Below are 14,546 nucleotides of genomic sequence, written 5' to 3' on the forward strand. Positions count from 1 at the left end.
CCCGCAGGCGCTACGCCAGGCGCTCGCGGATCGTCTCGGCCACGTCCGCCAGGGGGACCGCCGTCTGCTCGCCGGACTCCATGTCCTTGAGCTGGACGACGCTCTCGGCGAGGTCCCGCTCGCCTGCGACGATCGTGAACCGGGCGCCCGAGCGGTTCGCGCTCTTCATCGCACCCTTGAGGCCGCGGCTTCCGTACGCGAAGTCCGCCGCCACACCCTCCCGTCGCAGCTGCGTGACGATCCCGAAGAGCACCCGCCGGGCCTCCTCGCCGAGCGGTACTGCGAAGACGCTGGTGGCCGCGGGCAGTTCGAGCTCGATGCCCTCCGCCTCCAGCGCGAGCACCGTACGGTCCACGCCGAGCGCCCAGCCGACCGAAGGGAGCGCCGGGCCGCCGATCATCTCGGACAGGCCGTCGTAGCGGCCGCCGCCGCCCACCGCGGACTGCGAGCCGAGTCCGTCGTGGACGAACTCGAAGGTGGTGCGGGTGTAGTAGTCGAGGCCGCGGACGAGCTTCTCGTCGTCCTCGTACACGACGCCGGCGGCGGTCAGCAGTTCGCGGACCTCCTCGTGGTACGCCTTGCACGCGTCGCACAGGTAGTCGCGCAGCACCGGAGCGCCGACCAGCTGCTTCTGCACCTCGGGGCGCTTGTCGTCGAGGACCCGCAGCGGGTTGAGTTCGATGCGGCGCCGGGTGTCGTCGTCGAGGTCGAGGTCGCGCAGGAACTCCTGGAGCGCGTCCCGGTAGACGGGGCGGCACTCCTTGTCGCCCAGCGAGTTGAGCAGGATGCGGAAGTTCCGCAGACCCAGCGTGCGGTACGCCTGGTCGGCCAGGATGATCAGCTCGGCGTCCAGCGCCGGGTCCTCGGCGCCGATCGCCTCGGCACCGACCTGCGAGAAGTGCCGGTAGCGGCCCTTCTGCGGGCGCTCGTAGCGGTAGTACGAGCCGGAGTACCAGAGCTTCACGGGCAGGTTGCCGAGCTTGTGGAGGTTGGCCTCCAGCGCGGCGCGCAGCACGGACGCGGTGCCCTCGGGGCGCAGCGCCAGCTGGGAGCCGCCCTTGGTGGTGAGGGTGTACATCTCCTTGGTCACGATGTCGGTGGACTCACCGACACCGCGCGAGAAGAGGGCGACGTCCTCGAAGCCGGGCGTCTCGATGTAGCCGTAGCCGGAGTTCTTCAGGGGTGCGGCGATCGCCTCGCGCACCGCGAGGTACTTCGCGGAATCGGGCGGGGTCAGGTCGTACGTGCCCTTGGGGGCCTTGAAGGTGCTCACGGATTTTCTCTCGTCACATTCCTCGTCGGGGCGCGTCCATACCGTGCAGATACGGATTCGAGGCGCGCTCGCGGCCGATGGTCGTCTGGGGGCCGTGGCCGGACAGCACCACGGTCGAGTCGTCGAGCGGCAGGCACACACGGGCCAGCGACTCGAGCAGCTCTGCGTGGTCGCCGCCGGGCAGGTCGGTGCGTCCGACGGAGCCGGCGAAGAGCAGGTCGCCCGAGAAGAGGATCTGCGGAACATCCGCGGCCTCGGGCATCCTGAACGTCACCGACCCCTTGGTATGGCCGGGCGCATGCGCGACACCGAACTCCAGACCGGCCAGCTTCAGCAGGGCGCCGTCACTCAGCTCCTTGACGTCGTCCGGCTCCCCCACCGTCAGCTCGCCCATGAGCGGCATCCCGATGGAGCGGCCGAGGGCCTTCTCCGGGTCGCTCATCATGTACCGGTCCTCCGGGTGGATCCAGGCAGGGACGTCGTGCGCGCCGCACACCGGGACGACCGAGGCGACGTGGTCGATGTGGCCGTGGGTCAGTACGACGGCGACGGGCTTCAGCCGATGCTTCTTCAGTGCTTCCTCGACTCCGGATGCGGCCTGATGGCCCGGGTCGATGATCACGCACTCCTCGCCTGCGGCCGGGGCGACCAGGTAACAGTTGGTCCCCCAGGCTCCGGCGGGGAACCCGGCAATGAGCACGATCGTCCTTACTTGTCGTCCGACGATGGATTGCGACTGAGAAGGGTCGCGGCAGTTCAGAGCCTACCGGCGCTCCTCATTCCACAGCTAACCCATATACGGTACGGGCAGCCCAGGCCCCATCCCCATCACACGAACCACAAGGAGATCACCCGGTGGTCAGCAGCGATCAGCGGCGGCGGCAGCTCGCCAGGGAGAAGTTCGAGCGGCAGCAGCAGCGCCGGGAGGAGGCCCGCCGCCGGACGCGGCGGCTGACGGTCGTCATCGCGTCCGTGGTGGCCGTGGTGGCGGTCGCCGGCGTGGGCACGTATCTCGCCCTCGGCAAAGACGGCGACGGCAAGAAGGACAAGAGCGATGCGGCCGCGAGCCCTTCGGCTTCGCCGTCGCCGAGCGAGAGCAGTGCGCCGGAGCCCGCGATGAAGATCGACAAGACGTCGAAGTACACGATGTCGATCAAGACGAGCCAGGGCGACATCGCGTTCACGATGGACGCGGCGAAGACCCCGCACACCACGAACTCGTTCAAGTCGCTGGCCGACAAGGGCTTCTTCGACGGTACGAAGTGCCACCGGCTGACCACGCAGAACATCTTCGTCCTGCAGTGCGGTGACCCCAAGGGCGACGGCACGGGCGGCCCCGGCTACACCATCCCGGACGAGAACCTGACCGCGCTGGGCAAGGCGGGCGCGGACGGCACGGTGACCTATCCGGCGGGCACGGTGGCGATGGCGAACACCAGCCAGCCCCACACCGGCGGGAGCCAGTTCTTCCTGGTGTACAAGGACAGCAAACTGCCGCCCTCGTACACCCCGTTCGGCACGATGGACGACGCCTCGCTGAAGGCCGTCAAGGACATCGGTGCGGCGGGTGTGGCCGGTGGTGCCGCTGACGGTGCGCCGAAGAAGGCCGTGGACATCTCGAAGGCCACTGTCGCGAAGTCGTGACGTGGCCGGGGCGGCCGGACCGGGCCGTCCGGTGGTGACCGCGAAGCGCGGGCCGGATTATTTTCAGCCGCGCTGAGTGCGGACAGCCGGGCGGCCGGTCGCCTAGATTGGCGTTGTGCAGGGCGGGCGCTGCCCGCCCCAGGAAACTGTGGACGATGCCAGGGGGGCGAACCCTCTCGCAGGCATCAGGTGGAGGAGGCGCTGTGAGCAGCGACCCGTGGGGCCGTGTCGATGAGACGGGCACCGTGTACGTGCGTACAGCCGATGGCGAGCAGGTCGTCGGATCGTGGCAGGCGGGTTCCCCCGAGGAGGCTCTGGCCTACTTCGAGCGCAAGTACGAGGGCATTGTGGTCGAGATCGGCCTCCTCGAACGGCGGGTGAAGACCACCGACCTGTCGGCGAAGGATGCCACGACCGCCATCGAGCATCTGCGCGTGCAGGTGGACGAGCATCACGCCGTCGGCGACCTCGACGCGCTGCGTAAGCGGCTCGACTCGCTGGTCGCGACGGTCGAGTCGCGGCGCGAGGAGCGCAAGGCCCAGAAGGCGAAGCAGACCGACGAGGCGAAGCACGCCAAGGAGGCGCTGGTCGCCGAGGCCGAGGAGCTGGCGCAGAGCGAGCAGTGGCGTTCCGCGGGCGAGCGGCTGCGCGCTCTCGTCGACACGTGGAAGGGCCTTCCGCGGCTCGACCGCAAGTCCGACGACGAGCTGTGGCACCGCTTCTCGCACGCCCGCTCGGCGTTCTCCAAGCGCCGCAAGGCCCATTTCGCCTCGCTGGACGCCCAGCGCGAGGAGGCCCGTAAGGCCAAGGAGAAGCTCGTCGCGGAGGCCGAGTCGCTGTCCGGTTCCACGGACTGGGGGGCCACGGCTGCCCGTTACCGGGACCTGATGACGGAGTGGAAGGCCGTGGGCCGCGCCCAGCGCGAGGCCGAGGACGATCTGTGGAACCGTTTCCGCGGTGCTCAGGACGTCTTCTTCGCCGCCCGCAGCGAGGTCTTCGCCGAGCGGGACGCGGAGCAGGGCGAGAACCTCAAGCTGAAGGAGGAGCTCGCCGCCGAGGCCGAGAAGCTGGTGCCGGTGAAGGACCTGAAGGCGGCCAGGGCCGCGTTCCGGGCCCTCAACGAGCGCTGGGAGGCCATCGGCCATGTGCCGCGTGACGCACGCCCGAAGGTCGAGGGGCGGATGCACGCGGTGGAGCGGGCCCTTCAGGAGGCCGAGGAGTCGGAGTGGCGCCGGACGAACCCGGAGGCGCGTGCGCGTGCCGCCGGTCTGACGGGTCAGCTGCAGGCTGCCGTGGACAAGCTGCGTACGCAGATCGACACGGCCCGCGCCTCGGGCAACAACGCCCGCGCCGACAAGCTGGCCAAGGAGCTCGAAGGCCGGCAGGCACTGCTGGACCAGGCGCTGAAGGGCCTGGAGGAGTTCGGCGGCTGAGCTTCCCGCGGCTGTACGTTCGCCGTGGTACGTCGGTCCGGAGGGCCTCCGTCATGGACGGGGGCCCTCCGGCCTGTTCCGGTTCGACGAGGTGGGCGCCCTCCTCGGTGGTGGGCTGACGGGTGCGGGTCGGTGCCAGGGGCCGGTCGCGCCGGCCCAGGGGTTCAGCCGCCGGCGCGCGTCGTGACGGGCTGCGGGGCGGCGGAGGTCAGGACGAAGCGCGCATCGTCTCGCCGGGGCGCGGCTCCAGCCGGGCCACGACCGGGATGCGGTCCTGGGCCGAGAGCGGGACGGTGACGGAGTCCGTGGCCGGTGCCGCCGCCGCGGAGTTCCCCGGGCGCGCATGGCGGTGCAGCGGCGCCTCGTACCTTCCCGTTTCGTCGGTACGGACGAGAGCGAGGCGGCGGCTGTCCTCGTCCACCACGGTCACCGGCACGCCCTGGACGGGCCTGCCGTGGTCGTCGGCGGCGACGCCGGTCAGCACGGGGTGGCCGCCCTCGGCCGGAGAGAGTTCCCGCGATGCCTCGAAGGAGGGTTCCTCGACGGCGTCCGGGCCGGTGGTCACCGGAATCCGATCCGCGGAGCGGCGAAGGTCATCGGACTGCCGGCCGCCGATGCGGCCACTCGGCCGGTCTCGGGACCACACCTCCGGCCACGACGAGCGGCAGCCCCCCGCGTAGCCACGCGAAGGGCTGCTGGAGGGAGTGCCGTCGGACGGTCAGGGCCTGCGCGCCGAGGTGACGCGGTATACGTCGTAGACGCCCTCCACGCCCCGTACGGCCTTCAGTACGTGTCCGAGGTGCTTCGGGTCGCCCATCTCGAAGGTGAAGCGCGAGGTGGCCACCCGGTCCCGGGAGGTCTGGACGGCCGCCGACAGGATGTTCACGTGCTGGTCGGACAGGACGCGGGTGACGTCCGAGAGCAGCCGCGACCGGTCCAGGGCCTCGACCTGGATGGCTACCAGGAAGACCGAGGACTGGGTCGGCGCCCACTCGACGTCCAGGATCCGTTCCGGCTGCTGCGACAGGGAGTCGACGTTGACGCAGTCGGCGCGGTGCACGGAGACGCCGCTGCCGCGGGTGACGAAGCCGATGATCGGGTCGCCGGGGACAGGCGTGCAGCAGCGGGCCAGTTTGACCCAGACGTCCTCGACACCCTTCACGACGACGCCGGGATCGGCGTTGGAGCGGCGCTTGCCGCGGCCGCGCGAGGGCGGCGAGCTCTCCGCGATGTCCTCGTTGGCGGCGTCCTCGCCGCCGAGCGCCTGGACGAGCTTCTGTACGACACCGGCGGCGGCCACATGGCCCTCGCCGATCGCCGCGTACAGGGACGAGATGTCGGGGTAGCGCATCTCGTGGGCGAGGGTGACCAGGGAGTCGCCGGTGAGGATGCGCTGGATCGGCAGGTTCTGCTTGCGCATGGCGCGCGCGATGGCGTCCTTGCCCTGCTCGATCGCCTCGTCGCGGCGCTCCTTGGAGAACCAGGCGCGGATCTTGTTGCGGGCGCGGGGCGACTTGACGAAGCCCAGCCAGTCCCGGGACGGTCCGGCACCGGCCGCCTTCGACGTGAAGACCTCCACCAGGTCGCCGTTGTCGAGGGTCGATTCGAGCGGTACGAGCCGCCCGTTGACCCGTGCCCCTATGGTCCGGTGGCCGACCTCCGTATGGACGGCGTACGCGAAGTCGACCGGCGTCGCACCCGCGGGGAGCGCTATGACGTCGCCCTTGGGCGTGAAGACGAAGACCTCGTTGCGGGAGAGGTCGAAGCGCAGGGACTCCAGGAACTCGCTGGGGTCCTCCGTCTCCTTCTGCCAGTCCAGGAGCTGGCGCAGCCACGCCATGTCGTTGACGGTGTCCTGGCGCGCGCCCTTGCCGGTGCTCTTGGGTACATCGGTGCGCACCTTGGAGGCGCCCGCGACAGCCTCCTGCTTGTACTTCCAGTGCGCGGCGATGCCGTACTCGGCGCGGCGGTGCATGTCGAACGTACGGATCTGCAGCTCGACCGGCTTGCCGCTGGGACCGATGACCGTGGTGTGCAGCGACTGGTACATGTTGAACTTGGGCATCGCGATGTAGTCCTTGAACCGGCCGGGGACCGGATTCCATCGCGCGTGGACGGTGCCGAGCGCCGCGTAACAGTCGCGGACGGTGTCGACGAGGACCCGGATGCCCACCAGGTCGTAGATCTCGGCGAAGTCCCGGCCGCGCACGATCATCTTCTGGTAGACGCTGTAGTAGTGCTTGGGCCGGCCGGTGACGGTGGCCTTGATCCGGGCGGCACGCAGGTCGGCCTGGACCTCGTCGGTCACTATGGCGAGGTACTCGTCGCGCTTGGGGGCCCGCTCGGCGACGAGACGGACGATCTCGTCGTACATCTTGGGGTAGAGGATCGCGAAGGCGAGGTCCTCCAGCTCCCACTTGATGGTGTTCATGCCCAGGCGGTGCGCCAGCGGGGCGTAGATCTCGAGCGTCTCGCGGGCCTTCTTCTCCTGCTTCTCCCGCTTGAGGTAGCGCATGGTGCGCATGTTGTGCAGCCGGTCGGCGAGCTTGATGACGAGGACGCGGGGGTCCTTGGCCATGGCGACGACCATCTTGCGTACGGTCTCCGCCTGTGCGGCCTCACCGAACTTGACCTTGTCCAGCTTGGTGACGCCGTCGACGAGCAGGGCGACCTGGTCGCCGAAGTCCCGTCGCAGGGTGTCCAGGCCGTACTCGGTGTCCTCGACCGTGTCGTGCAGCAGGCCGGCCATCAGCGTCGCCGGGTCCATGCCGAGCTCGGCGAGGATCGTCGTGACGGCGAGCGGGTGCGTGATGTACGGGTCGCCGCTCTTGCGCTTCTGGCCGCGGTGCCAGCGCTCGGCGACCTGGTAGGCGCGCTCGATCTGGCGCAGCGTGGCCGTCTCGATCTTGGTGTCGTTGCTGCGGACGGTGCGCAGCAGCGGTTCGAGCACCGGGTTGTACGGGCTGGAGCGCTGCACACCGAGGCGGGCGAGCCTGGCCCGTACCCGGTTCGAGGAGCCACCGGAGCGGGTCGCCGAAGCGACCGGGGTGACCGGCTTGGCGGCGGGCTTCGCCGGGGGCTTCGGGGCGGGCGAGGCGGGCGTGACCGGCTGGGCGGGGGAAGCGGGCGCGGGCCGCAGCACCGCGGCACCGGCCGGCGCCGGGCCCGTACCGGGCTCGGGTGCCGGGGGCTTCGGCTTCTGCTCAGGCTGCTTCGTCCCGGGCGTGCCTGAGGCCGCCACGGGCTTGTCGGGCTGCGGGGCGGCGACTGGCTGGGCCTCGTCTGGCAAGAGCGCTCCTCGTGCGGATCCGGATACCCCGGAAAGGCCATCGTATCGATCCTGTGGCTCGTCCTCCCCCGGGGACCGTGAGACCCCTCACAACGCGGAACGGGCACCCGGTTGTTCCCGGGTGCCCGTCCTGCGCGCATGAGCCGTTGTCACGTACGGTCCGCTGCCGCTCAGACCGTGATCAGAACCTCCAGCGGTGCGCCGCGCAGGCCCTGCTCCAGACGGGCACGACCGGGCAGGAAGCCGAGCTCCATGAGGACCGCGACGCCCGCGACCTCGGCACCGGCCCGCCGGATCAGCTCCAGCGAGGCCTCGGCGGTGCCACCGGTCGCGAGGATGTCGTCGATGACCATGATCCGGTCGTCGGCGGACAGGTCCTCCGCGTGGATCTCGATCTCGGCGGTGCCGTACTCCAGGTCGTACGCCTGACGGAGCGTGGCTCCGGGGAGCTTCCCCGCCTTGCGGACGGGCACGAAGCCGAGCCCGGCCCGGATCGCGACCGGGGCGGCCAGGATGAAGCCGCGTGCCTCGAGGCCGACGATCTTCGTGGCGCCGTGGCGTACGCACAGTTCCGCGAGGGTCTCGGTGAGGGCCGCGAACGCTGCCGGGTCCGCGAGCAACGGGGTGATGTCCTTGAACAGCACGCCCGGCTTGGGGTGGTCCGGCACATCACGGATCCGGCTGAGCAGGAGCTCGCGGATGCTCTCGGTGGTGCTGCTGGTCATCGGCGCTTCCCCGAGGTCCGGCCCTGGCCCCTGGGGGGCTGCTGGCGCTGGCCGACAACCGCGGCGGCGGGTGCGGCGTCCTGGGGGAAATCGCCCTCCGAGGGCTCGTCCTCGGCGGACTCGCCCTTGGCGGCGGCTGCCGCGCGCTTGGCGAGGATCCGCTTCTTCAGGGCCTTCATCTGCGGGTCGCGTTCCTTGAGGTCGGCGACGAGCGGGGTGGCGATGAAGATCGAGGAGTACGCACCGGCGGCGAGGCCGACGAAGAGCGCCAGGGAGATGTCGTTCAGCATGCCGGCGCCGAGGACACCGCCGCCGATGAACAGCAGACCGGCGACCGGCAGCAGCGCCACGACGGTGGTGTTGATGGAACGGACCAGCGTGCCGTTGATGGAGCGGTTGGCGATCTCGCTGTACGTCCACCGGGTCTGCTTGGTGATCCCGTGCGTGCCCTCCTTGAGGCTGTCGAAGACGACGACCGTGTCGTAGAGGGAGTAACCGAGGATGGTCAGCAGACCGATCACGGTGCCCGGGGTGACCTCGAAGCCGACCAGGGCGTAGACACCGACCGTGATGGTGATGTCGTGGATCAGTGCGACCAGGGCCGCGATCGCCATGCGCCACTCGAAGGCGATGGCCAGGTAGATCACCACGAGGACCATGAAGATGCCGAGGCCGGTCCAGGCCTTGTTGGCGATCTGCTCACCCCAGCTGGGGCCGACCAGGTCGGCGGCGATCTTCTCCGTGGGGACGTTGAGGTCCTTGGAGAGCTGTTCCTTGATCTGGTCGGACTTCGCGGTGTCGACCTCGGTGATCTGGATGCGCAGACCGCCGTTGCCGAGCTTCTGGACGATCGCCTGGTGGCCGGAGGCCTCCGTGGCCAGGTCCTCCGCCTGGGCGACGCTGACGCTCGTCTTCGTGGTGGTGAAGACGGCGCCGCCCTTGAACTCGATTCCCATGTTCAGGCCGCTGACCGCCAGGCCGACAATGGCCGTGATGGTGATCAGGATCGAGATCCCGTACCAGATCTTGCGCTTGCCGATGAAGTCGTAGCCGACCTCGCCGCGGTAGAGACGGGCGCCGAGAGTGCCGAGTCGCGACATCTCACGCCTCCTTCGGGTCAGTGGGGGCGTTGACACGGCGCGAGCGGCGCAGCGGCGGCTTGGCGCCGAGCCGCTTCGGGTCCAGACCGGACCACGGGTTACCGCTGGAGAAGAACTTCGTACGGGCCATCAGCGTCATGACGGGCTTGGTGAAGAGGAACACCACGACCACGTCGAGCAGGGTGGTGAGACCCAGCGTGAACGCGAAGCCCTGAACCTTGCCGACGGTGACGACGAACAGCACCGCGGCGGCGAGGAACGACACGAAGTCGGAGACCAGGATGGTGCGCCTGGCGCGCGGCCAGGCGCGCTGGACGGCCGGGCGGAGCGTACGGCCGTCGCGGATCTCGTCGCGGATTCTCTCGAAGTACACGATGAAGGAGTCCGCGGTGATACCGATGGCCACGATGGCGCCGCAGACCGCCGGGAGGTTCAGCGCGAAGCCGATGGCCGGGCCGAGCAGCGACATGATCGTGTAGGTCAGGATGCCGGAGGCCAGCAGGCTCAGGAGCGCGATGAACGCGAGGCCGCGGTAGTAGGCCACCAGGTAGATGACCACGAGGGCCAGACCGATGGCACCGGCGATCAGACCGGCCTGGAGCTGCTCGCCTCCGAGCGCGGCGGTGACGGTGGTGACGCTCTGCTCCTTGAAGGAGAGCGGCAGCGCACCGTAGGACAGCACGTTGGCCAGATCCTCGGCGGACTGCTGGGTGAAGCTGCCGGAGATCTCGGCGCTGCCGCTGAGAGTCGACTGCACCTGCGGAGCGGAGACGACCTCGCCGTCCAGGGCGATGGCGAACTGGTTCTGCGGGGACTGCTGCGCGGAGAGCTTCTTGGTGATCGTCTGGAATTCCTTGGAGCCCTTCTTGGTGAACTCCATGTTGACGATCCACATGCCGCGCTGCTGGTCGAAGCCGGCCTTGGCGTTGTCGACCTCCGTGCCGGACACCTCGGCCGGACCCAGGACGTACTTGGCGTCGCCCTCGGAGCTGCACGCGACGACCGTGTCGGTGGGCTTGGCGCCCCGTGCGGCCTCGGCGCGGGAAGCCTTGCTGGAGCAGTCGAGCGCCGCGAACTGCTTCTGGAGCTTGGCGGCGGCCGCCTCTTCCGCGCCGGAGGAAGCGGATGCGGAGGGCTCCGGTGTGGTGGTGGCGGAGCCGCTCGCCTTGGGGCTCGGCGTGACGTCGGCCTTGAGGCCGTCGGTGACCGCGCGGCCCTGCGTGGACGCGCTGGCACTCGGCGTCGCCGACGCCTTTCCGTCACCCGATGCCGAGGCGCTCGGGCTCGCGGACGGGCTGGGCTTGCCGGACGACGAGGTGCTGGGCGTCGGGGTGGGCGTGCCCTGGGCGACGGTCAGCACCGGCCGGAAGTAGAGCTTGGCGGTGGTGCCGACCTGCTCACGGGCCTGGGCGGAGTTCGTGCCCTTGGGGATGTTGACGATGATGTTGCGATCGCCCTGGGTCTGGACCTCGGCCTCGGAGACGCCAAGACCATTGACACGGCGTTCCATGATCTGGACCGCCGTGTCCATGTTGGTCTTGTTGATCGCCGATTCCTGGCCCGGCTCGCTCTTCGCCTCAAGCGTGATGGACGTGCCGCCCGCCAGGTCGATACCCAGACGTGGGGTCGGCTGACCAGCCAGGAACATCCCGCCGGTGAGCGCGACCATGGCGATCAGGATCAGAACCAGGGAACGCCCCGGCCTGCCCTGACCGCCGGCCGGCCCTCGGCTCTTCTTCGGTGCTGCCACCTTCTCGTTTCTCCCTGTCCAACCGCCCCCGCGCCGGGTACGCGCCCGAGCGGCCACGAAGTGTTGTGGGGACCCGCCCCCGCAGAAGATCGCACGGTCCGGGGAGTGCCTGATGCCGGTGGGCTCATGGCATCCCCGGGTCGTGGGTTACTTCGCGTCGGCCTCGCCGTCGGTCTTGCCCTCGGACTTCTTGTCGGACGCGGCGTCCGTCGGCTCGGCGTCGTCGGCGTCGGCCTTCTTGCCGAGGTCGATCTTGGCGTCGTCCGAGCTGTCCTCGTCGGCGCCGGCCTCGGTCAGCGAGGAGGCATCGTCCGGCACGATCGCGCCGTCGATGTCGAGGGCGTTCTCGTCGTCACCGTGGACGATGCGGTTGTACTCCGCGTCGTCGAGGACGGCGCCGATGGCGTTCTTGGCGTAGACGGCGTGGACGCCGGGCGCGATCTCAAGGAGAACCGTGTCGTCGTGAAGTTCCTTGACGGTGGCGTACATGCCCCCGATCGTCCGGACGCCGGTGCCGGGCTGCATATCGTTGCGCATCTGGGCGGCGGCCGCCTGCTTCTTCTTGGCGGACCGCGTCATCAGGAACATGGCCCCGATGAGCACGATGAAGGGGAGAAGAGTCACGGGATTCACGGGACGAGTTTCCTTCGCACGACCGCGCTGGACGGCGGCCTGATCTACGGGGGTGGGAACACCGACCTTTAAGGGCGGCATCGGCGGAGTCTAAGCGAGTCCGCATCGATGGAACAACGCCCGGCGTCGCTCGGTGGTTCCTGTCCGGGTGAACCTGTGACGCATCACGCCCTGAACAGGCCCTGTTGTCCCTTTCCGTCATGCTGCGGAGGTACGAGACCGAGGTGGGCCCACGCCGCGGGTGTCGCGACGCGCCCCCGCGGCGTCCTGGCCAGCAGTCCTTCCCGTACCAGGAAGGGCTCGGCGACCTCCTCGACCGTCTCGCGCTCCTCGCCCACGGCCACCGCGAGGGTGGACAGCCCGACGGGACCGCCGCCGAAGAGTTTCAGCAGGGCGCCGAGCACCGCCCGGTCCAGCCGGTCGAGACCTCGGGCATCGACCTCGTAGACCCCGAGGGCCGCGGAGGCGACGGCGCGGTCGATCCGCCCGTCCGCCTTGACCTGGGCGTAGTCCCGGACGCGGCGCAGCAGCCGGTTGGCGATACGGGGGGTGCCGCGGGAGCGCCCGGCGATCTCGGCGGCGCCCTCCGCGTCTATCGCCACGTCGAGGAGACGGGCGGAACGATGGATGACGCGTTCCAGTTCGGTGGGGGTGTAGAACTCCATGTGGCCGGTGAAACCGAAGCGGTCGCGCAGCGGGGGCGGCAGCAGTCCGGCCCTGGTGGTGGCGCCCACCAGGGTGAACGGCGGCAGTTCCAGCGGGATGGCGGTGGCGCCGGGGCCCTTGCCGACGATGACGTCGACCCGGAAGTCCTCCATCGCCATGTAGAGCATCTCCTCGGCCGGCCGCGACATGCGGTGGATCTCGTCGAGGAAGAGGACCTCGCCCTCCTGGAGCGAGGAGAGAATCGCGGCAAGATCACCCGCATGCTGGATGGCGGGGCCGGAGGTGATCCGGATCGGTGCGCCCATCTCGGCCGCGATGATCATGGAGAGGGTGGTCTTGCCGAGGCCGGGGGCGCCGGAGAGCAGGACATGGTCGGCGGTGGCGCCGCGGGCCCTGGCCGCCTTGAGGACCAGGTCCAGCTGTTCACGCACCTTCTCCTGGCCGACGAATTCGTCGAGGTCCTTCGGTCGCAGCGCCGCTTCGACCGCGGTGTCCTCGCCGTCCGCGTCGGCGTCGACAAGGCGTTCGTCCAGCCGCTCACCGAGGCGCTCGCCGAGCGGCTCTTCGGTGTCGGGTCCGGTCTCGTCCCAGTTCATTCAGTCTGTCCCGCCTCGGGTGTTTCGGTGCCGTGCGGTGCCCGGCCCGGCGTCGGGGTGTCGGTGCCCCGGGGGTGGCGCGCTCCGGTCAGCGCGCGCGGTTGAGGGTCTGCAGCGCGGCGCGCAGCAGCTGCGGCACGGGCGCCTGCCCGCCCTCGGCCAGCGCCGCCTCGGCCTGCGGGGCGACCGCGGTGACCGCTTCGTCGGCCTCGCGGGTGGCGTAGCCGAGACCGATCAGGGCGGCCTGCAGCTGGTCGCGCCAGGAGGAGGTGGCGGCCGTACCGATGCCCTGCCGGCCGATCTGGGCGACGGGCTCGCCGAGTCTGTCCTTCAATTCGAGGAGGAGTTTCTGCGCGCCCTTCTTGCCGATACCGGAGACAGCGGTGAGCGCCTTCTCGTCGCCGGTGGCGACCGCGATCCGCAGGGCGTCCGGGGTGTGGGTGGCGAGCATGGCCTGGGCGAGCCGGGGACCGACTCCGCTGGCGGTCTGGAGCAGCTCGAAGACCTGCCGCTCGTCGTCGTCGGCGAAGCCGTAGAGGGTGAGCGAGTCCTCCCGTACGACGAGGGAGGTGGCGAGCCTGGCCTGCCGGCCGATCCGGAGGCCGGCCAGGGTGTTCGGTGTGCACTGGACGGCCATGCCGATGCCGCCGACCTCGATCACGGCCGTGGTCAGGGCAAGCGCGGCCACCGGGCCGCTGACGAAGGCGATCATCGGGGGACCTTCCGGACGGGAACTGCGGGGGTGCGGGGAACTCGAGCGGTGCGGGCCGCGGCCGCCGCGTGCGCCTGCTGGAGGCGGTTGACGGCGGGGGCGCGCCAGATGTGGCAGATGGCGAGTGCGAGGGCGTCGGCCGCGTCGGCCGGTTTCGGCGGGGCGTCGAGCCGCAGCAGCCGGGTGACCATCGCGCCGACCTGTGCCTTGTCGGCGCGGCCGCTGCCGGTGACGGCCGCCTTGACCTCGCTGGGGGTGTGCAGGGCGACGGGGATGCCACGGCGCGAGGCGCAGAGCATGGCGACGGCGCTGGCCTGGGCGGTGCCCATCACCGTACGGACGTTGTGCTGGCTGAACACCCGCTCCACGGCGACGAATTCGGGCCGGTGCTCGTCCAGCCATTCCTCCATGCCGCGCTCGATAGCGACCAGCCGCCGGCCGAGCTCCGCATCGGCCGGGGTGCGGACGACGCCGACGCCGAGCATCGTCAGGGGCCGCCCGGCGACGCCTTCGACGACGCCGACACCGCACCGGGTCAGTCCCGGGTCGACACCGAGTACCCGCATGGGACGCCCCCTCCGTACCGATCGGTCAACTGTTCCCGCAGGCTATCGGCTCGCACTGACAACGCGGCGGGCAATGCGACGGGCCGACGGGGTGTGTCCCCGTCGGCCCCTCCATGAAGGCTGCGCCGATACCGGGTCAGGCGTCCACCTTCTCCATGA

General features: G+C 70.1%; 13 protein-coding genes. 2 read left to right on the top strand and 11 right to left on the bottom strand.

Going from position 1 to position 14,546, the window contains the following annotated elements; translation table 11 throughout:
- Nucleotides 1-10: 10 nt before the first annotated feature.
- Together hisS and ACFU8Q_RS29695 are read right to left on the bottom strand one after the other, a co-directional pair.
- Nucleotides 11-1,273, bottom strand: coding sequence for a histidine--tRNA ligase (gene hisS / locus ACFU8Q_RS29690; protein WP_384459434.1), 1,263 nt, complete (start codon nt 1,271-1,273; stop codon nt 11-13).
- 13 nt (nt 1,274-1,286) lie between these two features.
- Nucleotides 1,287-1,973 (bottom strand): MBL fold metallo-hydrolase, encoded by a 687-nt coding sequence (locus ACFU8Q_RS29695; protein WP_266745112.1) that lies wholly within the window; start codon nt 1,971-1,973, stop codon nt 1,287-1,289.
- Nucleotides 1,974-2,128: 155 nt separating this feature from the next.
- Here ACFU8Q_RS29695 and ACFU8Q_RS29700 point away from each other — a divergent pair, with 155 nt between their 5' ends.
- Together ACFU8Q_RS29700 and ACFU8Q_RS29705 are read left to right on the top strand one after the other, a co-directional pair.
- Entirely contained in the window at nt 2,129-2,917 is a 789-nt protein-coding gene (locus ACFU8Q_RS29700) for a peptidylprolyl isomerase (RefSeq protein ID WP_384459437.1), read from the top strand.
- Between the two features lie 203 nt (nt 2,918-3,120).
- Nucleotides 3,121-4,350 carry a DUF349 domain-containing protein gene (locus ACFU8Q_RS29705; protein ID WP_384459440.1) on the top strand — a complete coding sequence of 410 codons (1,230 nt, stop codon included), beginning with the start codon at nt 3,121-3,123 and terminating at the stop codon, nt 4,348-4,350.
- Between the two features lie 208 nt (nt 4,351-4,558).
- On the opposite strand, the gene ACFU8Q_RS29710 is transcribed toward ACFU8Q_RS29705, so the two are convergent.
- The 9 genes from ACFU8Q_RS29710 to ruvC all read right to left on the bottom strand — a co-directional run bounded on the left by ACFU8Q_RS29710 (nt 4,559) and on the right by ruvC (nt 14,387).
- Entirely contained in the window at nt 4,559-4,915 is a 357-nt protein-coding gene (locus tag ACFU8Q_RS29710) for a hypothetical protein (RefSeq protein ID WP_384459443.1), read from the bottom strand.
- Nucleotides 4,916-5,068: 153 nt separating this feature from the next.
- Nucleotides 5,069-7,492 carry a RelA/SpoT family protein gene (locus ACFU8Q_RS29715; protein ID WP_384459466.1) on the bottom strand — a complete coding sequence of 808 codons (2,424 nt, stop codon included), beginning with the start codon at nt 7,490-7,492 and terminating at the stop codon, nt 5,069-5,071.
- Nucleotides 7,493-7,809: 317 nt separating this feature from the next.
- Nucleotides 7,810-8,364, bottom strand: a complete 555-nt coding sequence (locus ACFU8Q_RS29720; RefSeq protein WP_384459446.1) for an adenine phosphoribosyltransferase — start codon at nt 8,362-8,364, stop codon at nt 7,810-7,812.
- Entirely contained in the window at nt 8,361-9,464 is a 1,104-nt protein-coding gene (gene secF / locus ACFU8Q_RS29725; RefSeq protein ID WP_384459449.1) for a protein translocase subunit SecF, read from the bottom strand. Before secF ends, ACFU8Q_RS29720 begins: the two co-directional genes overlap by 4 nt.
- Nucleotide 9,465: 1 nt before the next feature.
- The gene (gene secD, locus ACFU8Q_RS29730; RefSeq protein ID WP_384459451.1) at nt 9,466-11,214 is read right to left on the bottom strand and encodes a protein translocase subunit SecD; all 1,749 of its coding nucleotides are present in this window, start codon (nt 11,212-11,214) and stop codon (nt 9,466-9,468) included.
- A gap of 147 nt (nt 11,215-11,361) precedes the next feature.
- Nucleotides 11,362-11,847 carry a preprotein translocase subunit YajC gene (gene yajC / locus ACFU8Q_RS29735; protein ID WP_384459454.1) on the bottom strand — a complete coding sequence of 162 codons (486 nt, stop codon included), beginning with the start codon at nt 11,845-11,847 and terminating at the stop codon, nt 11,362-11,364.
- 164 nt (nt 11,848-12,011) lie between these two features.
- On the bottom strand, nt 12,012-13,109 hold the full coding sequence (gene ruvB, locus ACFU8Q_RS29740; protein ID WP_384459457.1) for a Holliday junction branch migration DNA helicase RuvB: 1,098 nt from the start codon (nt 13,107-13,109) through the stop codon (nt 12,012-12,014).
- An 88-nt stretch (nt 13,110-13,197) separates the two neighbouring features.
- A complete protein-coding gene (gene ruvA, locus ACFU8Q_RS29745; RefSeq protein ID WP_384459460.1) occupies nt 13,198-13,821 on the bottom strand; it encodes a Holliday junction branch migration protein RuvA in 624 nt (207 codons plus the stop codon).
- Nucleotides 13,818-14,387: a crossover junction endodeoxyribonuclease RuvC gene (gene ruvC / locus ACFU8Q_RS29750; RefSeq protein ID WP_384459463.1), complete on the bottom strand. Its 570-nt coding sequence runs from the start codon at nt 14,385-14,387 to the stop codon at nt 13,818-13,820. Before ruvC ends, ruvA begins: the two co-directional genes overlap by 4 nt.
- Between the last annotated feature and the right edge of the window lie 159 nt (nt 14,388-14,546).

The organism is Streptomyces sp. NPDC057543, assembly GCF_042801895.1.
In the GTDB taxonomy this organism is placed as follows: domain Bacteria; phylum Actinomycetota; class Actinomycetes; order Streptomycetales; family Streptomycetaceae; genus Streptomyces.

Coding starts and splice junctions, on each gene's coding strand:
- ACFU8Q_RS29720 (WP_384459446.1), bottom strand. CDS start 8,364: ATGACCAGCAGCACCACCGAGAGCATCCGCGAGCTCCTGCTCAGCCGG.
- secF (WP_384459449.1), bottom strand. CDS start 9,464: ATGTCGCGACTCGGCACTCTCGGCGCCCGTCTCTACCGCGGCGAGGTC.
- ruvB (WP_384459457.1), bottom strand. CDS start 13,109: ATGAACTGGGACGAGACCGGACCCGACACCGAAGAGCCGCTCGGCGAG.
- ruvA (WP_384459460.1), bottom strand. CDS start 13,821: ATGATCGCCTTCGTCAGCGGCCCGGTGGCCGCGCTTGCCCTGACCACG.
- ruvC (WP_384459463.1), bottom strand. CDS start 14,387: ATGCGGGTACTCGGTGTCGACCCGGGACTGACCCGGTGCGGTGTCGGC.